This is a genomic window from Pirellulales bacterium, from assembly GCA_033762255.1.
In the GTDB taxonomy this organism is placed as follows: Bacteria; Planctomycetota; Planctomycetia; order Pirellulales; family JALHPA01; genus JANRLT01.
The window spans coordinates 1-20,421 of sequence record JANRLT010000003.1; the positions used below are offsets into that span (position 1 = coordinate 1).

Genomic DNA, 20,421 nt, shown 5'->3' on the forward strand with positions numbered 1-20,421 from the left:
TTCCCCCCGCCCCCCCCGCCCCCCAACTAACCCACGCCCACAGCAATACGCCGACCGCGAACATCCCCAGGCTAAGGTTTTGAGAGATACTCAGCCCGGTGTGCAAAAAGTTGGCTTCATCGACGCGAATCATTTCCAGCAAAAAGCGGGAAATGGCATGCAGGATCAGGGTTAAGGCCAACACTTGGCCATGCCGCCGCCGCAATGGTGTAAACGTCCACAACACCCAGGCCAAAAAAAACGCATCCAGCGCGCTATAGATTTGGGTGGGATGGACAGGCAAGGCCGTGGGCAACCCGGCGGTGACAAAGTGGACCGGCGGTTCCAAGCCATCAAAGTGCAACGTTAATTCCGTTCCCGGGAGTCGTTCTTGTAATAACACCTGCAGGGCATAACGGGCCGAGATAGCACCGCCCGCGGGATTTAAATCAACCGGGGGATAGCGCCGCGGGTTGGTCGCGCCGGGGTTCAATACGATAATTTGGCGAATGCGCAATCCCGGCCGCAGTCCGGCTTTTTCGGCGGCGGAATACTTTTCCACCGCTGTCACAATCGCGGGCAACTCTTCTTCCTGCCACGAAAGTTGCAACCCGTGGATAAAATGCCGTCCTTGTTCGACTTGTTGAATATAGACGGGACTTTCCGGGGGAAACCGCACCCCCCACGGGAGATCGCATTCCCCACCATAACAGCAGCCATTGAGAAAACATCCGAGCCTGCCAATGGCCTGCCCCACGGCCATACTAGGAGCAATCAGGTCGGCCAAGGCTAAAAAATTGATTTTTGTTTTCCAACAAAAAAGCGACATTCCCGCCATGGCACCGATCAGAGACCCAAAGACGACCAAGCCCCCTTTTTGCATGTTAATGGCGGCGACCAAGGAACCCCAGGGATCCCACGAGCCATCGGGATGGCGAATATCAAAATTCTGGCGATATTCGATGACGTAAAAAATACGAGCGCCAATAATTCCCGCTACCACCAGCCAAACCGCCAAGGAAAAAATCACTTCCCCCGGCAAGCCCTCGGCTTTGGCCCGGTGTAATGCCAACGCCACCCCGCTGACCACCGCCACCAAGAGCATCACGCCATAACCGCGAATTGGTATCCCCCGGGCATCGGAGCCGGGGATGCGCTCTGCTAATTGAGGCAAGAGCCACACAATGGCGGCCCCGATGAGGACCGCGAAAACCGTATAATTGATCAAATCGGCGTTCCATCCCCCCCAGCGATACTGATAGGCAAAAATCACTCCCGCCAGCAAAGCCCAGAAAAACAACAGTAGGCCTACCCCCAGGACGGGCAATCCTAAAACTTCCGCGGGGATGTAAAAAAGTGTTTGCAGCACAATCCACGGTTCCGGATAATGGTAAACAAGTCCCCGCGCAAAAGCTGGGATCAATGATATAAAAATTGTCGTGAACCTTTCCCTGGCCCACAAGGGGACCTCCTGCGGCTCCTCTCGATATTATGAATGCGGATTTAAACCCACACCCGACGCGCGGAATACGAAAAAGCCGCCATGGTTGGCAAGCTCTCCGCCGCGCCGGCGTATTAATCGGGATGATGGCCCTGGCGGCGGGACTGCCGGTCGGTCATACCACGCGCGCCACGGCCCAGACCGCTCCCCGGCAAATCGCCCGCTTTGGCGCGCAGGCATATCGATTGCCTAATTTCATCGCCGCGATCACCTATATTCCCGATCTGGACGGCTTTGCCGTGCTGTGCAATAACGACCAGAAATTACGTTTTTGTGCGGCAAAAACCGGTGATGTCCGAGATTTATGCCAACTATCCGCGCCGGCTTACTCAATCTCCCAACGGATGTCGCGCATGAGCTTTTGGTCGGTGGCGCATAAATTATTACTGATTCAGCGGACGGGGGGCATTGATGCCATTGATGTGGAACGGCAAAAAATCGTCTGGTCAAAATCCCTCTCCCTGCTGCCAAATCAGTCCTTGATCATCTTTGCGCCGGGGGGCCAGCAATGGGCCTACGTGGAAAAACCGGATAAACCGGTGAAATTCTTTAGTTGTCAGACCGGAGAGGAACTTTCCGCCTGGAGTATTACCCCGGAAGTCCTCTTAACCGGGGCTTTTAGCCCCGATGGGCGTTATTTTACCCTGACCACCCGCAATAGCCAGGGACTGCGCACCTGGGACACCCAGGAAAAAAAGCAACTTCCCCCTATCTTGGAGAGCAAAAACAATTTCTACCAAGTGGCTTATCACCCCACCAAACCTTGGCTGGCGGTCACCCATAATAACCAGTCGGCGGTGATTTATGACCTAGAGACCAAAGCCGAATTACAGACCGCCCAGCCCGGCATGGCGATACGCCATCTCATGTTTTCAGAGGATGGCCGTTATCTCATCCTGACGGCTTATAATTCCACTTTGACATTATGGGATGTCGAACAGAAAAAAGACGCGGGCAAACTAATTAATCATATTTATACTCCCAGTTTTTGCCTGCCGGAATTAGTCCCGGAGGGAAAATTATTTCTGGGCACGGGCTGTGTGATTCAGGGGTGGACTCTAGCGGATTTAAAACCCGTTGGGGAGCATTTGACCGGCCATCTGCTCCCCATCACTCATCTTTCCATCAGTCCCGACGGCAATTATATGGCCAGCATGAGCGGAGATGGCTACTTTTGCGTCTGGCGCGCTGCCACCGGCGAGTGTCTGTACCGCACACGTGGAGACGGTGGTAGCTCCACGGTGGTATTTTCCGCCAATAGTGAACGGCTTTATTGGCGAAAAAAGCTGCAAATTCTAGAGGAAATCGCACTCGACCAGTTTGCCGCCGCGGCCCCAGTCGGAAACAACGTGGATCAACTGGCAAAGCCCGGCCGCGAACTGCAGGCCCCCGCCCAGATCGGGTCATTTGGCCTGGCGGCGGATGGCCAACGGTTGTTGGCGGTCATTCAGGCCGCGGCTCCGGTGCAGTACCTGATGTGGGATTTGAATTCACCGCAAGTCACCCCGGAAAAGGTATGGGCATTGGGGGAGCAACCAGGAGAGGTCAATGTTTTGGGATTGTCGCAAAACTTGCGTTTGGGTAGCCAACTATGCAAAGCGGGAAATGCGGAAGCGACGGGTTTGCGTTTTCGTCTGGATATCAAGGATCTGGAAACGGGGCAGTTTTTGTGGAGTGGCCAGCGCGGCGACAATACCCCCGCCGAATTACATAACGTCAACAGCATGGGGGGATTCTTTGCCGATCAGGACCGCCTATTGCTAGATGTGCGGTTGGAAGGCCTGAATGTGCGGGAAATCCATAACGGGGGTAAAACGGCGTATGTGATACCGTGGACAAACATGGCCCAAGCGGGACGTTTGCTGGGATTGACGCCGGATCATACGGAATTGGTTTGGCCCGATGCCCAGGGGCGGTTGCACGTCCATGACCTGCTGCATCATCGAGAACTGGCGGTGGTATCGCTTGACCAACAACCGCCGATAAAAATCACGGCTTGCCGCGCCCAGGGGTTAAATGTGGTTTGTGCTTATGCGGACGGGACCGCGGCCAACTGGCAAATCCCCGATAATGCCTTGGCGGAAATCGCCCCTCCTCCACCGCAGTTACCCGAAGAGCGCGAATCTTGGTGGCGGGATTTAGGTGGAGCCGATTCCACGAAAGCCTTTCTCGCGCTTAATCGTTTGGCCGCCTATCCCGACACGACGGTACCCTTAGTTGCCGCTAAATTAGAATTTGGCGAATTAGACCAAACTTTGCCAAATCGCGTTGATCAGCTTGTGCAACAACTGGATGCCCCGGAATTTGTGATTCGCGAACGCGCCACCCGTGAAATCGAATCGCTGGGCGAACCGGCGGAGGTCTACATTGAGGCGGCATTGAAAGAGGCTAAATCGCTAGAGGTCAAAGCTCGCTTAGAGATATTGCTGCGCGAAGCCCGTAAATCCGCAACATTACTAAATCCCGCGGAAATGCAAACCTACCGCGCGATTTGGCTCTTGGAACGAATTAATACTCTTGAAGCGCGGGAGCAACTTAAAAGAATCGCCAGCGACTCAGCCACGCCCAAACTACGGGAATTAGCTAAAAAATCCTTGAATGTACTGGGGATTGCCGATCCCAAGTAAATCATCCTTTTCGCCGGATACCCTAGTGCCATCATGGCATTTTAGGGGCTTTGGTTTTTTTATCTATTGCTAGGAATATCCTCCCATTTGCCATGAGGCGCTCTGTTTAAATCGTACACAGCGCTTTTCCCCCGATGTTTCGCTGTTTTAGAGAGATTCAGGGAGCACGTTGATCCTCACCCCTAAGGAAATTCAATTGACTTAATCGGTGGGGGGAACTAAGTTTAAAAAGTCAGATGAGTATTATTCCCCGGAATGTTTGGGGATTTTGCCCGTGGAAACGAGGGAATGGGCTTTGCTAGGGAGGGATTGCCACCCCCGGTAAAAGTCCGCCCCCTCGCTTCGACTGGTTCGTTTTTTCCTGGCTCAAAGCGCCTTGGGAGCGAGCATGTCAAGCGATACGTCTCAAGTTGGTCAAGCGCTACCCGCATTGACCATCCCCCCCGTTCCTGGATTGGGGGCAGCGTTCCAAATCGATAAAGATTTGGACTCTTTAGCCGCCGCCTGCAAGTCGCGCTTGGGCTACGAGTTTAACGATCCCAAGCTGTTGTTAGCCGCACTCACGCATGCCTCGGGCGCGCAACATCGACTGGCATCGAATGAACGGTTGGAGTTTCTGGGGGATGCGATTTTAGGGGCGGTTGTTTGTGAAATGCTATATCACCGGTTTCCGGAATTCTTAGAGGGGGATCTCACCAAAATCAAGTCCGTGGTGGTTAGCCGCGGCACCCTTGCCAAACTGAGCGCGCAAGCCGGTTTGCAGGATTTTTTAATCATGGGGAAGGGAATGACCACCCATAGCGAAGTCCCCGTGTCGCTGTTGGCGGATGTGTTTGAATCATTGGTGGCGGCGATCTACCTGGATGGGGGACACGCGGCGGCACGAGACTTTATTGTTTCGCGAATTGGCGCTGAAATCGAGGCCACCGCCAATGGAGAAGGGACGCTGAACTTTAAATCCACCTTGCAACAACACGCGCAGCGCGAATTTGGCCAAATGCCCTGCTATTTGTTACTAGACGAAAAAGGCCCCGATCATAGCAAATGTTTCAAAATCGCCGCCCAAATTGGCAAAAATCGCTATTCCTCCGCCTGGGGTCGCAATAAAAAGGAAGCCGAACAACGGGCAGCCCGCAACGCGTTGTGTGAACTCAATGGCGAAATCCCCCCCTTTGCGGCGGACGGTTAACTCCTAAAAGCGAACGGCGAATCTTTGGCTTGTTGGAACTAAATTGCGGGGGGGATTCGTCTCTCATGCCGTCCCAGTCGACTGTTGAAATTCCAACCGCATGGATGGCCCAGGGCTAGATGAGTTTGCCATTTTCACGACATTTTGTGCCAGTATTTTATTCCATTTGGTGGCTAGTGCAGTGCCAACGCTAAACGCTCGAGTTAGGCGGATCAGCCGCTGGGCGTTAGCTCATGCATTTTGCCGCTCTAACCATGGGCTAGCATTTTGCGGGCTCATCCAAAACGAATCGTTGACAGAGCATTAGGATATAAACCCAATAAGGTGCGCGCTCATTTTAGCGCGTCTGATCATTATTCACGGATACTGAGCGAAAAGGCACATTTCCCCTTGATATCGCGCGCGTTTTTGTCACAGGTTAACAATGATCAGCGACGTTTATAAATTTCTTAACAATCTTGAATGCTTCACTTATAAATATTTTATTTTATTTAATGTGCGCCAATTGTCATTTTTAACATGAATATCTGGATTTTTGCAGTAAGAACGCGGTTGGCCGCGAAGCTCTTCATGTTGTTTGGCACATCGCTTGCCATTGCGAATTTGTAACACACCTACTCTCTGGTGCTCCGTGAGGGTGGCGAATGGAGTGCCAACCATTTTTAACTGTTGCGGCAAATTTTAAAGACATGGCGGTGACGCCATGTTATTTGCGACAAGCGACTGAACAAGTGCCAATCCAACATGAAGCCTGATTTTATTGTCTGTGATTTGCAGCCATTACTTCGCAAGATTATTTATCGCTGCTTGTCCATGCTGATCGCGCTGGCGGGGCTAAGTGGTTGCCAACCCGGTAAGGATATCATTTACGAACCGCGTGCGGAAACCCAAAAGCTAACCCCCCCGATGCGGGAATTGATCGCGCAAACCTTGACGGAACATGCCGGTACCCCCTCCAGTCCAAAGCTGATTAGCGACCCTTCGCTGCCTACCAGTTCCTTGCTGGCGGGCCAGGCCGTGTACCAGTTGCGCTGCGCGTCCTGCCATGGTGATACCGGCAACGGAGCCGGACCCGCCGCGTATGCCCTCTCCCCCAAACCGCGAGATTACCGCAAAGGGATCTTTAAATTTATCAGTACGATCAATAGCGAAGATCCCACGCTCAAACGCAAGAAAAAGCCGACTCGCACGGACTTGGAGGCGGTAATACGCCGGGGCGCGGTTGGCACCTCGATGCCCGCCTTCCCCTTGTTACCGGATGATGAAGTGCGGGATGTGATCAGCTATGTCATGTCGCTAGCGCAACGGGGAGAACTGGAATATCGGATCTTGACGCAATACGAGGCGGGGGAGGATGTCTTTGAAGATCTACCCCAGGAAGCCGGCGGAGACCCATCCGCGCCCGAAGAGCGGCGCAAGGTCCGTTTTGTGGAAGGCTTTATCGAGCAACAAATGCAACAAATCCGCGACGAATGGAATGAGGCGGGAAATTTTGTCCTGGAACCCCTGAGCAAGGAGACGCCATTCACGGCCGAGTCCGTTAAACGGGGCGAAGCGGCCTACATGAGTTCCACCGCTAGTTGCTACAGTTGCCATGGCAAGGATGGCCGCGGGATGGATATTCCGCCCGAACAGCGGGAAAACTTTTTGGATGAATGGGGAAATGTTTCGCGGGCGGCGGACCTGACGGCGGGCATGTTCCACGGCGGGGGACGCGCGATTGATATTTATCGCCGGATCATGATTGGAATTGAACCGATGCCCTCGCGATATAACGATTTTAAGGATAATCCCGATCTGGTCTGGGACATTGTCCATTATGTGCAAGCCCTCAGCAGCGCGCGGCGACGCGCCATCCTGGCTGATTCGGTCTTTGACGACGCCCAAAAAGCCAAGGCCGCCAAAGAGTCCGCCTCCGCAGCGAGTAATGCCTCCGCCAAGTAACCCTTCCGCCGCGGCACCGTTCGCCCGTTTATTCCCGTTGGCCCACACACTTTAGCTTTTTTAGTTTCCATGGATCGTCAAACGAAAGAACGTGAACTGGCAGAACTACGCAAACGGGTCGCGGCATTAGAAACGGATCTGGGGATCGATGCGGGAATGGAGCCGTGGCGAACCGAGGGGTATTACACCGCCTATCATGCCACAAGTGGATTTTTGCTAGGGTCGATACCTGCCTTGGTTAGCCTGCTATTTAACGTAGTCGGCTCTTACCTGTGGAAACTAATGGGGGCGTCCGATCAACATCCGTTAAAGTTAATCCAGGTTTATTTGACGTTTCCCATGGGGGAAAAGGCGCTAACGCTGGGCAATGAATTGACGCTGGCCATTGGCTGCTTTTTATACATTATCACGGGGATGTTTTACGGCATGATTTTTCAGTTGTTCTTTAGCCGTTTCATGCCGCAAGCGACCCTGCTGTCCCGCGTGCTGGCGGGAGCCGTCCTGGGAACGGTGGTGTGGTTCGTCAATTTCTATTTGATCCTTAGCTGGCTGCAACCGGCCTTGTTGGGAGGTCGCTGGATTGTGGAAATGATTCCCCCGTGGGTAGCCCTGCTGACGCACCTGGTGTTTGGCATCACGATGGCGCTCGTGAGTCCCTGGGCCGACTTTCGCCCGTATGTGCGGATAACACGCCAGAATGCGGCATAACGCCCCGCCCGACTTAATTTACCCCGCTACCGAATTACTTAAGCACGAATGGCTGGAGATGATGTCACAAGCAACCGCAACCGCTGAAATTGACCCGCGCGTCCTGGTAAATTACCGCCTGGTATGGTGGTATTTTCTGGCAGCGCTGGGCTTTCTGACGATTAACATGATCGCCGGCATTTTAGTGGCGCTGCAAATGGTAAACTGGAATCCGCTTAACGGATTGGAGTATTTTTCACCGGGACGATGGAGAATGGTGCATACCAACGCCGTCGCTTATGGCTTTTTGGCCAATGCGTTTCTCGGCTGCCTGCACTGGATTATCCCCCGGTTGACCCTGCGTCCCGTGCTCAGCGTGGCGTTATCCTATTTCATCTTTTTCGCCTGGCAATTTGTGGTCTTGGCCACAGCGGCGGGACTGCTCTTGGGCGAGGCCCAGGGAGTGGAATGGGGGGAGACACCGGTATGGATTGATCCGGTGGCGCTTTTAGGCCTGGCACTGGTCGCGTTCAATTTCATGGCCCCGATCGCTTACTCCGCTGGCCCGCTATATGTGACGCTGTGGTACTTTTTGGCCATGTTTGTCTGGACGTTCTTGACCTATGCCATGGGAAATTTCATTCCCGAATATGTCGCTCCCGGGACCGGCGGTGGGGCGGTCGCCGGTCTCTTTATCCACGATCTGGTGGGGCTGTTCGTGACGCCACTGGGTTGGGGAGCCATGTACTATTTTGTGCCGATCCTCTTGAAAAAGCCGATGTGGTCGCATGGATTGTCCCTGGTCGGGTTTTGGGGGTTGGCGTTTTTCTATCCCTTGCAAGGCATCCACCATTTTCTGTACACCCCCATTCCCATGTTTTTGCAATATGGGGCGGTCATTTCCACAATCGCGGTGGAAATGGTGGTCTTTACCGTGATCGTCAATTTCTTTGGCACGTTGTATGGCAGCGGGCGCGAATTAGTAACCAATCTGCCGATTCGCTGGTTTTACATGGGGATGGTGAATTATTTTGTCACCTGTTTTCAATGCGCGCTACAAGTCACTTTGACCTTTCAAGAGATGATCCACTTTAGCGACTGGGTCGTCGGGCACGCCCATTTGGTCATGTTTGGCGTGTTTACGTTCTGGTTGATGGGAATCATGACCTACTTAATACCGCGCTTGTTGGACAAGCCCTGGTACAGCCGCGAATTGCAGGAATGGCACTTCTGGTTATTTACCGGGGGGTTGACGGTGATGTTTTTGGACTTGACGCTGGCGGGGATCTTTCAGGGCTTTCATTGGGTCTCGCTGGCTCCGTGGGATGTCAGCACCGATGTGTCCCATCCATTTTGGGTTGTGCGGGTGTTCGCTGGATTGGCGATCTTTAGCGGTTTGCTGGCGTTTCTGTACAACATTTACTTAACGGTCCGCCAGCCGGCGCGGCGGGAACTGAACGGCGCGGAAGCTTGATTTTTAAATCGCGCGGCGCGGGGGCTGGCTTAATCAGGCTGGCGCGCGTCTCGCGACACACACCTAATTCCGACGGAATGAGCTTACCATGTTTGAATCCAAAGGGGGCGTCTTATGGATTGGCGGGATCGGTTTTTTCATCTTTGCCTTTTTAAGCAACGGGCTGGTGCCTATTTTTATGTACCAGCACTTGCCTGAACGGCAATTACCGGAACTGACCAATGCCAATGTGATGTATGCCGTGGAAGATCTTGCGCGGCGCTATCCCGAACAATTTAAGACCTATGTCGGCGAGCCGACGCCGGAGAATTGTGAAAAGCTGCTGGCGGCAGGGCGAAAAATTTATATCGGCGAAGGGTGTTGGCACTGCCATAGCCAATTTGTCCGTCCGGTCGCTAACGAATCAAAGCGCTTTGGTCCCGTGGCGCGAAGCGAGGAATACCAAAACGTGCTACAGCGACCAGTGATGTTTGGCACGCGCCGCGTCGGACCCGACCTCAGCCGCGAAGGAGGCCGCCGCGGCAGCGACTGGCACGCGATCCATTTTTGGAAACCCCAGTCGGTCTCAACAAATTCTCCTATGCCCAATTATCCATGGTTTTTTGACGATAACGACCCCAACAAGCCCAACGCGCGCGGGCTGGCCATCATTACCTATGTGCAGTGGTTAGGCTCTTGGCTGGAAAGCTACCCGTTGTACGAGACCTACCAAGCATCCGACGACCCGGGAAAAACTTATGTGCCAGGGACCGCGGTCGCTGACCCGCCCGCAGACATGACCCCACCCGTGGTAGCACCTTCTTCAGTAGAACCTGCGGCGGACTCGACCGCTACCGCGCCAAACGCACCACCTGTTAACTCGCCTCCTGCAAACACAGCCCCACCTAACACAACCAACGAGCCAACCGACGTCCAGAGCACCTCGGAATGATTCCCGCCTTGCGGCATCATTCCACCAGCAATTGGCTTATTGTCGGTTTTCCTGGAACATCCTGAATACATACCCGGTAATACCCCCTTTCACCAGCTCACCGCCATGCCCGTTCCCTCAAAAACTCGCACACAAATCATCACAAAATGGTCCATCATTTGTTTGGTCATCCTGGGACCTTGCCTGGTCACGTTTGGCGGCAAAATCCAGATGCTGATCGAAGCCTACCAGGGGGAGGCGGAATGGGCGTTCGCCGTGACACCGGTGGTGAATTATGTGATCGCCAGCGCTGGTTTTGTCTGTTTGTTCATTTGGGCCGCCTTAAATGGCATGTTCCGCGATCTAGAAGAACCAAAGTTGACCATGCTAGCCAATGAGCAACTGCTGGATCAATTAGAGCATGCCTCCGCGGTGGTTCCGCTGTCGGCGGCGCGGAAATCCCCTTAAACGCAAGACGCCAGGCGTACGATCCTCATTTTATTACTCCACAATCGTCACATTCATTCCATTGGCGGTACTTATGCGTCCTGATGTAGATTCACCACAAGCCGAAGGGGAATACCATGATTATGTCACCAATCGGATTCCTTGGTATGTGCGCCTGGTATGGGTCGGTTTTTGGATTTTTGCCGTCTATTACACCGTGAAATATCTATTTCCCGATCTGCAATCACAAAACTTCTTTAATCAATGACCCCGTCATTTCCGCCCACGAAGCAGTCTCCCGCCGGAGAGGAATGCGCGTATTGTGGACTCCCCCTCCCCCGAAGTTTTAGCTGGGGAGGCCCCTGGCGGAACGCCTGGTCGCGGAAAGATACCCCCCCGCAAACAGCGCCTCAACCGGCTCAGTCGGGGGACCCGCTGGCCGAACCCCGCTATTGTTGTTCGGGATGTCGCTTTGCGGCGGCGGTTTCGAGCGAGTCGTCAGCGGGAGTTGCCTGCAATCCCTGGTTGGTAAAAATTTTGTTGAGCGTCTTTTTTACGCTGAATGTGACGGTTTTTACGATGGCGCTCTGGTCGAGCGAAGTCTATGGGCACACCGCCCAAAACCAAGCAGCCTTTACCAGCGCGCCTGCAATTCTGCTGGCGGATTTGTTTCGTTGGTTGAGTTTTTTATTGAGTTTGCCGGTGGTTTGGATGTTGGGGGAGCCACTCTTGGCCGAAGCGCTGGCCCAACTGCGCCGCGGCCGTCTTGCCGTGGATTTGCTACTACTGATTGGGGTTTGGGCGGCGTTGGGCTATAGCTTTGTTTCGGTCTGGCGCGGCACCGGAGCGATTTATTGCGAGGTCGCCTGCGTCGTGTTGTTGTTTGTGACGTTGGGACGGTGGTTGGAATCGCTGGGTAAGCAACGGGCGGCCGTGGCCCTGGAGTCGCTGGCACAGTTGCTGCCCAAAAACGTCGTGCGATTGCCTGGCTTTGATCCCGCCGCAGTTGGGTCCGCCCCCTTTTTTGATCCAGGAGAAGAGATCCCCATCGAAGCTGTCCAAAGCGGCGACTGTCTTAGAGTTCGCGCGGGCGAACGAATTCCCGTCGATGGCAAAATATTGGTTGGAATCGCCGATGTGGATGAACAATTGCTGACCGGCGAAAGTCTGCCCCAAGTCAGGCAATCAGGGAATCCCGTCCGGGGGGGAAGCCTGGTGCTTGATGGAAGCCTGGTGATCGAGTGTGTGTTGCCTGCCAATCGGGGATCACTTTCCCGGATGATTCGCGCCGTCCAAGAGGCCCAGCGTTCACGAGGAGATTATCAGGTCCTGGCCGAACGCGTGGCCGCGTTTTTTTTGCCCGCGACTATTGTCATCGCTCTTTGCGTATTATTCTTTCATGGTTGGCAAGGAGCCTGGGTAACGGGGGGGATGAAAGGGTTGGCGGTTGTGTTAATCGCATGTCCCTGCGCGTTGGGAATCGCCACGCCGCTAGCCATTTGGACCGCGGTCGGACGCGCGTCGCAGTCGCAAGTGTTATTTCGCCGCGGCGATGCCCTGGAACGCCTGGCGGCCGTCAATGTGGTGGCATTTGACAAGACCGGAACCCTGACCCGGGATGTCGCCGAGGTCAGCCAGATCATCTGCCACACGGAAATAACCGAGCAAGACGCACTTGCCCGGGGAGCCGAACTAGCCCTGCACTCTCCGCATCCGTTTTCCCAGGCGTTAGCCAATTTTCAAAAGCTGACCCTGGCCGGGCAGCGGCCTATCGATGACGCTGCCACCATTGATTCCCCTTTTGCTCCCCCGCTGAATGGTAGATTGATTCGCAGTTTGCCGGGCAGGGGATTGGTCGCCTTTGCCGCCGCGGATGACATTATGGCCAATGGGACCGCCAGTAGCGCGTGTAACGCCCCCCAAGTACCCTTGTTGGCATTGGGGAACCACCGACTAATGGCGGAGTGCGGATTTGAATGGCCGCCAGAATTACGGGATCTGCGCGAACGGCAGCGGGAGCTAGGCTGGGCGGTCAGTTATGTGGGGTGGAAAGGCAAAGTACAAGCCGGATTTGTCTTTCGCGAGACGCCGCGCGCCGAAGCGTTTTCCGCGATTGATGAACTGCGCCAATCCGGTTTAGAAACGGTATTGCTTAGCGGCGATGAACCGCGCCGTGTCGAGACTTTTTCCAAGCGGTTTCAATTAATCGGGATCGGCGGATTGGCCCCCGAGGAAAAAGTTGCGTGGCTGCAAAAGCTGCAACGCCAAGGGCGCATCGTCGTCATGGTGGGTGATGGCGTGAACGACGCGCCGGCCCTAGCCGCCGCCGATATCGGGTTTTCACTCGGTTGCGGGGCCGATCTGTCCCGACAAAGCGCGTCAATATGCCTTTTGGGAAATGATCTGGGCCGGATCGCCTGGTCGATCGCTTTGGCAAAGCAAACGCTACGGATCGTGCGCATGAATCTGTTTTGGGCCTTTGTTTATAATATCGCGGGCATTGGCTTGGCGGTGGGGGGATTATTGAACCCGATCTGGGCGGCCGCCTTTATGGTGGTCAGCAGCCTTTTGGTCATTGTAAATAGCATGCGTTTAGCAAAATTTCCCCTGCCGACTGAGGTGCCTCATTCCACCAGGATTGACGCTGGCATTGCCCCGTTTACCAACAATGAATGTCAGTTGAAAGACAATCACTCTCAGCGAAAGCCGGTGGCCGTATGAGCGATCTCATTTTCGTCCTGGGGGGCAGTTTGCTGGGTTCCGCGCATTGCCTGGGAATGTGCGGCGGATTTGCGGTGACGCTAGGTCTCCATGGCGGAACATGGAGGCAAAATCTGTCCCGCCAACTGTTATATGGCGCGGGACGGATTTGCACGTACTCCTGCTTGGGGATGCTGGCTGGCGGATTTGGGCTGATGCTTGGCTCGGCGGGATGGTCGTTGCTTCCCTGGCAGGCAATGTTGGCCATTGCGGCTGGAATATGTTTAATTGGCCAGGGAATGCACGCCGCCGGCTGGAGATTTCCCGCATGGAAAACGCGGCTTTTCGCGCGTCCTGGCGAGTCTTATTCACACCCACGAAAAATCCCGGAGCTGACAATACTGCAACCCAGTTCATGCGCTCAACAGGCATGGTGCGCTTCGGCAAAATTATTTCACGGATTGCTGGCGGGGCACACCTATCAGCACACGTTTTTAGCGGGAGTTTTGACAGGCTTGCTCCCTTGCGGACTCGTTTACGCGTTTTTGGCGTTAGCCGCCAGTCGGGCTACCCCCTTTGAAGCCTGGTTAACCATGGCGGTCTTTGGCCTAGGAACAATACCGCTGATGACTCTTTTGGGTTTGGGAGCGGGCTGGTGTTCGCTTTCCGTTCGTCGGCGATTGTGGAAAATCGCCGCAATCTGCCTGATGATCACGGGCGGGTTATCAATCTGGCGGGGGGCCTACGCTTGGCACAGCGTCACCGGACAGCCGACGGTCAATAGCGATCCATCCAAACAAAAGATTCAACCTTGTCCCTTTTGCGCCGTGGTGGATGAAGCCAGCCCATCATGAATGGCGAGGCTCGTGTTAACTGAACGCAACTCCAATCGGAATTTGCAAATCGAGTGTCCGCTCCGCCCCTCAACATGCCGTCCAAAAAAAGCAAACGCACCGAGCCTGAGTCGGAAAATACCCTTCCCACGTTCAAACATACGTGGACCGTTACCGATACGAATTTTTGGTTGGACACGCTATTGGGCGTTGTGTTTGCGGCGCATGTGGGCATTAGCGTGGTTGCGCGATATGTCTTTCCCCGCGCGGCGAACAGCGCGGGATGGAAGCTGTGGGGGTATTCGCACGACGATTGGATGCAATTTCAATTCGCCAGCCTGGCGGTTTTATCATTGCTGATTTTATTGCACGTCATGCTGCATTGGAGCTGGGTGGCAACAGTGTTTGTGCAGCGCGTGCTAATGCGCAAAAAGCAAAAACCCGACGACGGGATCCAAACGATCGCCGGTGTCGGGCTGCTGATTGTGTTATTGAATGTGGTGGGAGCCTTTGTGGCCGCCGCAGCGCTCATGATACGTGGGCCACAATAACCTAAAAAATTAGCAACTGCGGCTGAATAATAACCCGCCAATTGCTGGCCGGGGTTATTTTGTCTCGGACGCCGACCGCACATATTTATGACAACTGACGCACTTTAACGTCAGGTCGACATATGCCAGCGCGGCACCATCCAGGTTTTTCTTTTTTGCTGCGTCGCGCAGCGCATCAGCCGCACGGCGAAACTCATTGCTGTGTTGGACGTATTCCTCGGTCTGCAACACCCGCCAAGAGGCGACCAGGCTCAACAGGCTTAACTCTTGGCTCCCTTTCGCCATCTTGTCATAATCCTCTGTAGCCAAGCCTTCCAGGATGCTTTGTGAATGTTTTAGTTTCACGCGCATAAAATCCTGGATGTTGCCTGTCGGCGCCGGTTCTGGTTGTTTGGCCCAGGCCCAGCCGCCAACCAATCCGCCGATGATCAGACTTGCCGAAAAATACCATATTGCACGCATTGCATCACTCCTAAGTTGGGATTAGACCGTTCCCGCGCGGGACCACCGGGGATCTCGCATAGCAAGCATTCCTGCAGGCTGGCCTATTCCAATAAGCCGTTAAAATCGACATTGTAACCCCGCTGAATCAACTTATTCTCGTTGCTTTCATGCTCGCACAAGTTTCGGCAAAGGGTGTGAAACCTGGCCCATGCTTCGGGCCAAATCGTGGCATTCAACATGGCGCTGCCCACTGTTTTTCGCAATGCCACCATTTCCGCCAATAAGGCTTGATGCTCGTGGATCAAACGTTCGCTTTCCTGGTTGAGCACGGGTCGGCGCGTCACCGCTTCCTCTAAATAGCCCCCCGCCTCTTCGCGGGCAAAATGACCGCGAAGCTCTTCCTCTAGTAATTCCAGCTCGCGCACAAATTCCGCCAGCCGCTCTGGCGGGGGTAGCGTTGGTGAACCCCCGCATGCGGCTATAATTTGCCGCAAATGCTGCAACCGAGCATGCAATTCACGATGCTCGACGCTCAAATGACCCAACAGGGTCTCCATTTCGTAGGTAGTCATTTTAACACTCTCCTCTCCCCGAATGTGTTTAAACTTACACAGCGGCTGCTTCCGGTTGCCTGATAACCATCACCGGACAAGGGGCGTGCCGCAGAACATACTCCGCCACGCTCCCCATCAACAACCTGGCCACGCCGCTCCGTCCGTGTGTGCCCATGACAATCATGTCCGCGTGTTCTTCCTTTGCCACGCGGATGACCTCTTCGGAAGGATCTCCCACCACCAGGCGATGCTCGTGGGCGATCGCGCTGTCGGCGGGGACAACCGCTTGAAGCATTTTCTCCAGGACTTGTTTGTCGGGCTCGGAAACACCGTAATAAAACTGTCCTGCGGCATAGGCTACCGGCGGTTCCTCCACATGCAGGATGACCATGCGGGCGTTCGATCCTTGTGCCAGGATCGATGCATGGGGCAAAGCCGCGTCACTGGCGGTCGAAAAATCAGTTGGAAAGAGCACGGTTTTGACAGACATGGCACCCTCCCTTCTCCTCATGAAGTTCCCCGGGATCTGGAACAGATAATTTGAGGACAAAAGCATTCAAAAAAATCCGCGATTCCGACAAGAATAGCGGAATCGCCTGCCCCAACTTCAATCTCCCTAACTCAATATTAGGCAATAATTATGCCAAAGTTAAAGTAATGTTTAAGAAGTGCTTGTGGAGCGATCCGAGGTTGATTTTTGCTGGATTCATTTTCGATCGATAGTGAGAAGTGTGCCCCCCTACACATGCGGTGTGCGTTTTGGCACACTGCAAGTGCTCTTTCGTCCGAGGTGGGACAACCCCAGGGTTTCCCTCGACAGCTGAAAACCCTGGTTTTTTCAGGCTTTTTGAGACAGGGAAGCGCAAATTACAGCTGGATAAGTAATTCTTTGGTCGGGCATGGCGTTTGCCTCTATAGTAAAATATTTTTACCCAGTTTCCGGAACAATCAGTGTACTGACATACACAGTTGAATTGGCAATTTTACAGGTTTTCCCATGGCAGAAACACCCGCTTTGGAACTCCTCCTAGTCGATGATGACTCTGACTTCCGGGGGACGGTGGCGCGGCGTTTTTTACGGCGTGGCTATCAGGTACGCGAAGCCTCCAGCGGTCAAGAGGGGTTGGCGGAACTAGCGCGGCGGGAGTATGACGTGGTCATTTTAGACCTTGTCATGCCCGGGATGGGGGGCCTGGAAATGCTGGAAAAACTCACCCCCCTACGTCCCGAAGCCGAAGTGATCATGCTCACGGGACAAGGTTCGATCGAATCAGCCGTGCAGGCCATGAAGCTTGGCGCTTATGATTATATTACCAAGCCGTTTCCACTGGCCGAACTGGAACTTTTGGTCGAAAAGGCCAATGAACATCGCCAATTACGCAAGGAAAATCTGCAACTGAAAACTGTGTTACAACGGGAACATCCCAAGCCCTCCGGCATGATTGGCGACTCTCCAGCGATGCGCGAAGTCCACCGGCTCATTAAAAGAGCTGGTCCCACCGACAAGGCGATCCTGATTCAAGGAGAAAGTGGCACCGGCAAGGAATTAGTCGCCCGCGAGTTGCACTTGTGCAGCAACCGCGTCGATAAGCCGCTGGTGGTAATCAACTGCGCCGCCCTGCCCGAGTCATTATTAGAAAGTGAACTCTTTGGCCATGAAAAAGGCTCCTTTACCGGGGCGATCAACGCCAAGCCCGGTTTATTTGAAATCGCCGACGGCGGAACATTATTTATTGATGAAATTGGCGAGTTGGCGGGGGGATTGCAGGCCAAACTTTTGCGGGTGCTAGAGGACGGCACGTTGCGGCGCGTCGGCTCTATCAAAGAGCGCCGCGTGAATGTCCGCTTGCTCGCCGCAACCAACCGCAAACTGACCCAAGAAATCCAGGCGGGACGCTTTCGCGAGGACCTTTATTACCGGATCAATGTCCTCTCATTGGAATTGCCCCCCCTCCGCGAACGAACGGGGGATTTGCCAAAACTGGTGGAACACTTTTTAGGTCCAGAGTGGAAAATCGACCCCGCCGCGCTGGCCGCGCTGGAGCGATATTCCTGGCCGGGAAATATCCGTCAATTAAGCAATGTGTTGGAGCGCGCCAAGATTTTAGCCGAAAATCAGATCGTCACACGCGAGGATCTCCCCTCGGAAATCGCCGGGGATGCCGTCAATGCCGACCGCCACCCCGCTTCCGACCAACCTCCCACCCAGCCTCCCGGCGATGATTTAGCCAGCATTCAACGTTCGCATGTGTTGGAAGTCCTCATTCGCGAAAAGGGAAACAAGGCGCGGGCCGCCCGGGTGTTGGGGATCAACCGGCGCAGCCTTTATCGGTTGTTGGACAAGTACGATTTGCCTTAAACTACAGTTTATCTCCGCTGAACCGGCAGTCCGGCGCGGAAGTTGTTTCCCTTCCACCGCTGGCCGATTAACCCCGGTCGCGCCGCACGATGCCCACCTTTCCCCTGAGTAACAACGAACTCCCCGGTTCTTCCCAGCTTAGCTTGACCGAGCATCTTGAGTTTTTGCGGCTTGGGTCCGCGGAACAACAGCGACTGAGGGATATTCTAGAGCTGATTCGTCCTCATACACTGTCGATTGTCGAGCGGTTTTACGACCATTTATTCGCCTTTGCGCATACCGCCAAGCATCTGGGGGACCCTCAACTCGTGGCCCGCTTAAAACTGGCCCAAGTCAGCCACCTGGAGTCGATGCTGGCGGCTGATTGGAACGAGGAATACCTTGACCAGCGCTTGCATGTGGGAAATATGCATGCCCAGATCGGGATTGAGCCGCATTCGTTTTTAGGGGCATATAACCTGTATTTGCACGAGGTTTTCACCCTTTTGGCAAAACGAGCGGAAGCTGGCGGGCAAGACCAACTCCAGGACATCCAGTCGCTGGTAAGCGCGGTATTACTAGACATCGGGTTGACGCTGGAGGCTTACTTTGCGCAAGGTACCAGTTCCTTGCGAATCGCTCTGGACATGCTGTGGAAGGCGAATAATTCGTTACGGCAATTCGCGCAGTTGACCTCGCACGATTTAAAGACCCCCTTGGCCACCGTGGCAAATTTGTGCGATGAGGTCCTTGACGAATTCGGCCCGCAGCTTCCCGCGGGAGCGCGCGAATTGATTGAAGCGGCGCAAAAGCGCGCCTATCGCATGGGAACCACCATTGATGAACTGTTGGCGACCTCGATTACCCTGCAGGACGACGGCCCGCCCGAGGCCATCACGCTGGACAAGCCACTTCAGGAAGCGCTGGAACGAATTCGACCGATCATTGAGCAAAAGCGGATTCAAATTACCATTTCCCCGGTGACCCAGCGCTTACGCGTGGACCGCGTCAAGCTACGCGAGGCCTTGTTTAATTTGCTTTCCAATGCGGCAAAATTTGTCGCCGATAGCGGGGGACGCATCGTCATCTCCTGCGAAACACGGGGTAATACCTGCCGACTGTCAATTTCTGACAATGGCCCGGGCATCCCCCGCGATGAGCTCGAACGGATTTTTGTCCCTTTCCGCCGCCTCCCCATGCACCGCGACGTTCCTGGCTCCGGTTTGGGGCTGTACTTTACAAAAAGCCTAATCGAACAACTGCATGGGCGAATTTGGGTCGTTTCAGAACCGGGAAATGGGGCTACATTTATGATTGAGTTGCCCTTTGAAGCGCATGTCTCTTAAAATAGCGTGGATCCGTCGATAATCGAGCCCTGGCCCACCTGTTATTGTTAAATGACATTCGTAATAAACATGGCCTGCATGGAAGGCCCTAACTAGCTCTGCGCCAGCTGAATCAAAGCTGACGGGTGTCTATTTCATTTGTCCTTACAAACTAGAATATATCGTCGTCGATTAAAATTTGCTCTTTTGCCTGGAGCGCGCGCAGGTGCGTCCGTATTGCCTGGAATAGAATTGGGGTTATATAGTCAAGTACCCCCGTTATCGCGCAACTTACGCCGTCTGGATGTTAAAAAGAATGTTTAATAATTTGGTATTCGCCGCGAATTTACCTTCCTTTGGCATTTTCCCGCCAATTCTGGCCTACGGCGCCGTCGCGCTGCTTTATTATCTCGTCTCTCGAAATTGGCCGGGGAAATCCCCCACCCGGCAGGCCCGCGTCATCCAATGGATGTGGCTAACCGCGGCGGTAATACTACTGGGCATGGCTTTTGCCCGGCAATTTCAGTGGGGTGAACAAATCGCAAATTGGGGCCGGCAGATGGCCCGGGACCAGGGATGGTACAAGGAGCGGCGGCTGTATCAGGCCGCGGCGATCCTGGTCTTGGGCGGAGGGGGAGTGGCGTGGGCGGCGGTGCTCGTTTGGTGGTTGACGCGTAGGGTCGGACGTCAAGCGTTGGCGCTTATCCCCCTGGCGTTATTATTGATTTACAGCGTCATCCGGGCGTGTTCGCTGCATCACGTGGACGCCTTGTTAAGTAAGCCACTCTTGAATTTTTCCCTGAACTTTTGGATTGAAGTAACGCTGTTGGGGTGGATGGGCTGCGTGGCGCTCAGCCAATTATTAATTCATCGCGGCAAATGACGAATGCGCGCCGAAGGGTCTGGGACGCCGGATCA

At 54.3% G+C, this 20,421-nt stretch carries 18 protein-coding genes; 14 read left to right on the forward strand and 4 right to left on the reverse strand.

What is annotated here, in order from left to right; translation table 11 throughout:
- On the reverse strand, positions 1-1,348 hold a 1,348-nt coding region (locus SFX18_00380), incomplete at its 3' end, for a prolipoprotein diacylglyceryl transferase (protein MDX1961573.1).
- Positions 1,349-1,470: 122 nt separating this feature from the next.
- Here SFX18_00380 and SFX18_00385 point away from each other — a divergent pair.
- The 11 genes from SFX18_00385 to SFX18_00435 all read left to right on the forward strand — a co-directional run bounded on the left by SFX18_00385 (position 1,471) and on the right by SFX18_00435 (position 14,842).
- Positions 1,471-4,107, forward strand: a complete 2,637-nt coding sequence (locus SFX18_00385; protein MDX1961574.1) for a WD40 repeat domain-containing protein — start codon at positions 1,471-1,473, stop codon at positions 4,105-4,107.
- 388 nt (positions 4,108-4,495) lie between these two features.
- Positions 4,496-5,296, forward strand: a complete 801-nt coding sequence (gene rnc, locus SFX18_00390) for a ribonuclease III (protein MDX1961575.1) — start codon at positions 4,496-4,498, stop codon at positions 5,294-5,296.
- Positions 5,297-6,040: 744 nt separating this feature from the next.
- Positions 6,041-7,240 (forward strand): c-type cytochrome, encoded by a 1,200-nt coding sequence (locus SFX18_00395; protein MDX1961576.1) that lies wholly within the window; start codon positions 6,041-6,043, stop codon positions 7,238-7,240.
- A 69-nt stretch (positions 7,241-7,309) separates the two neighbouring features.
- The gene (locus SFX18_00400; protein MDX1961577.1) at positions 7,310-7,948 is read left to right on the forward strand and encodes a hypothetical protein; all 639 of its coding nucleotides are present in this window, start codon (positions 7,310-7,312) and stop codon (positions 7,946-7,948) included.
- Positions 7,938-9,401, forward strand: a complete 1,464-nt coding sequence (locus SFX18_00405) for a cbb3-type cytochrome c oxidase subunit I (GenBank protein ID MDX1961578.1) — start codon at positions 7,938-7,940, stop codon at positions 9,399-9,401. Before SFX18_00400 ends, SFX18_00405 begins: the two co-directional genes overlap by 11 nt.
- Positions 9,402-9,489: 88 nt before the next feature.
- Entirely contained in the window at positions 9,490-10,332 is an 843-nt protein-coding gene (locus SFX18_00410) for a cbb3-type cytochrome c oxidase subunit II (GenBank protein MDX1961579.1), read from the forward strand.
- A 105-nt stretch (positions 10,333-10,437) separates the two neighbouring features.
- Positions 10,438-10,779, forward strand: coding sequence for a hypothetical protein (locus SFX18_00415; protein MDX1961580.1), 342 nt, complete (start codon positions 10,438-10,440; stop codon positions 10,777-10,779).
- A gap of 73 nt (positions 10,780-10,852) precedes the next feature.
- Positions 10,853-11,026, forward strand: coding sequence for a hypothetical protein (locus SFX18_00420; protein MDX1961581.1), 174 nt, complete (start codon positions 10,853-10,855; stop codon positions 11,024-11,026).
- Positions 11,023-13,479, forward strand: coding sequence for a cation-translocating P-type ATPase (locus tag SFX18_00425; protein MDX1961582.1), 2,457 nt, complete (start codon positions 11,023-11,025; stop codon positions 13,477-13,479). Before SFX18_00420 ends, SFX18_00425 begins: the two co-directional genes overlap by 4 nt.
- Positions 13,476-14,312 carry a sulfite exporter TauE/SafE family protein gene (locus SFX18_00430; GenBank protein MDX1961583.1) on the forward strand — a complete coding sequence of 279 codons (837 nt, stop codon included), beginning with the start codon at positions 13,476-13,478 and terminating at the stop codon, positions 14,310-14,312. Before SFX18_00425 ends, SFX18_00430 begins: the two co-directional genes overlap by 4 nt.
- 74 nt (positions 14,313-14,386) lie before the next feature.
- Entirely contained in the window at positions 14,387-14,842 is a 456-nt protein-coding gene (locus SFX18_00435; GenBank protein MDX1961584.1) for a hypothetical protein, read from the forward strand.
- Between the two features lie 54 nt (positions 14,843-14,896).
- On the opposite strand, the gene SFX18_00440 is transcribed toward SFX18_00435, so the two are convergent.
- The 3 genes from SFX18_00440 to SFX18_00450 form a co-directional block, all read right to left on the reverse strand.
- A complete protein-coding gene (locus SFX18_00440) occupies positions 14,897-15,304 on the reverse strand; it encodes a hypothetical protein (protein ID MDX1961585.1) in 408 nt (135 codons plus the stop codon).
- Positions 15,305-15,387: 83 nt separating this feature from the next.
- On the reverse strand, positions 15,388-15,858 hold the full coding sequence (locus SFX18_00445; protein ID MDX1961586.1) for a hemerythrin domain-containing protein: 471 nt from the start codon (positions 15,856-15,858) through the stop codon (positions 15,388-15,390).
- A 34-nt stretch (positions 15,859-15,892) separates the two neighbouring features.
- Positions 15,893-16,330, reverse strand: a complete 438-nt coding sequence (locus SFX18_00450; protein ID MDX1961587.1) for a universal stress protein — start codon at positions 16,328-16,330, stop codon at positions 15,893-15,895.
- Positions 16,331-16,837: 507 nt separating this feature from the next.
- On the opposite strand from SFX18_00450, the gene SFX18_00455 reads away from it, so the two are divergent.
- The 3 genes from SFX18_00455 (at position 16,838) to SFX18_00465 (ending at position 20,386) form a co-directional block, all read left to right on the forward strand.
- Positions 16,838-18,199 carry a sigma-54 dependent transcriptional regulator gene (locus SFX18_00455; protein MDX1961588.1) on the forward strand — a complete coding sequence of 454 codons (1,362 nt, stop codon included), beginning with the start codon at positions 16,838-16,840 and terminating at the stop codon, positions 18,197-18,199.
- Between the two features lie 89 nt (positions 18,200-18,288).
- Complete coding sequence (locus tag SFX18_00460) at positions 18,289-19,524, forward strand: protoglobin domain-containing protein (GenBank protein MDX1961589.1); 1,236 nt, start codon at positions 18,289-18,291, stop codon at positions 19,522-19,524.
- 295 nt (positions 19,525-19,819) lie between these two features.
- Positions 19,820-20,386 (forward strand): hypothetical protein, encoded by a 567-nt coding sequence (locus tag SFX18_00465; protein ID MDX1961590.1) that lies wholly within the window; start codon positions 19,820-19,822, stop codon positions 20,384-20,386.
- The last annotated feature ends 35 nt before the right edge of the window (positions 20,387-20,421 follow it).

Bases quoted from the DNA above. Each gene is read 5' to 3' on its own strand.
- SFX18_00430 (MDX1961583.1), top strand. From the start codon at position 13,476: ATGAGCGATCTCATTTTCGTCCTGGGGGGCAGTTTGCTGGGTTCCGCG.
- SFX18_00415 (MDX1961580.1), top strand. From the start codon at position 10,438: ATGCCCGTTCCCTCAAAAACTCGCACACAAATCATCACAAAATGGTCC.
- SFX18_00400 (MDX1961577.1), top strand. From the start codon at position 7,310: ATGGATCGTCAAACGAAAGAACGTGAACTGGCAGAACTACGCAAACGG.
- SFX18_00405 (MDX1961578.1), top strand. From the start codon at position 7,938: ATGCGGCATAACGCCCCGCCCGACTTAATTTACCCCGCTACCGAATTA.
- SFX18_00410 (MDX1961579.1), top strand. From the start codon at position 9,490: ATGTTTGAATCCAAAGGGGGCGTCTTATGGATTGGCGGGATCGGTTTT.
- SFX18_00445 (MDX1961586.1), bottom strand. From the start codon at position 15,858: ATGACTACCTACGAAATGGAGACCCTGTTGGGTCATTTGAGCGTCGAG.
- rnc (MDX1961575.1), top strand. From the start codon at position 4,496: ATGTCAAGCGATACGTCTCAAGTTGGTCAAGCGCTACCCGCATTGACC.
- SFX18_00450 (MDX1961587.1), bottom strand. From the start codon at position 16,330: ATGTCTGTCAAAACCGTGCTCTTTCCAACTGATTTTTCGACCGCCAGT.
- SFX18_00425 (MDX1961582.1), top strand. From the start codon at position 11,023: ATGACCCCGTCATTTCCGCCCACGAAGCAGTCTCCCGCCGGAGAGGAA.
- SFX18_00465 (MDX1961590.1), top strand. From the start codon at position 19,820: ATGTTTAATAATTTGGTATTCGCCGCGAATTTACCTTCCTTTGGCATT.
- SFX18_00440 (MDX1961585.1), bottom strand. From the start codon at position 15,304: ATGCGTGCAATATGGTATTTTTCGGCAAGTCTGATCATCGGCGGATTG.
- SFX18_00420 (MDX1961581.1), top strand. From the start codon at position 10,853: ATGCGTCCTGATGTAGATTCACCACAAGCCGAAGGGGAATACCATGAT.
- SFX18_00455 (MDX1961588.1), top strand. From the start codon at position 16,838: ATGGCAGAAACACCCGCTTTGGAACTCCTCCTAGTCGATGATGACTCT.
- SFX18_00395 (MDX1961576.1), top strand. From the start codon at position 6,041: ATGAAGCCTGATTTTATTGTCTGTGATTTGCAGCCATTACTTCGCAAG.
- SFX18_00460 (MDX1961589.1), top strand. From the start codon at position 18,289: ATGCCCACCTTTCCCCTGAGTAACAACGAACTCCCCGGTTCTTCCCAG.
- SFX18_00435 (MDX1961584.1), top strand. From the start codon at position 14,387: ATGCCGTCCAAAAAAAGCAAACGCACCGAGCCTGAGTCGGAAAATACC.
- SFX18_00385 (MDX1961574.1), top strand. From the start codon at position 1,471: ATGAATGCGGATTTAAACCCACACCCGACGCGCGGAATACGAAAAAGC.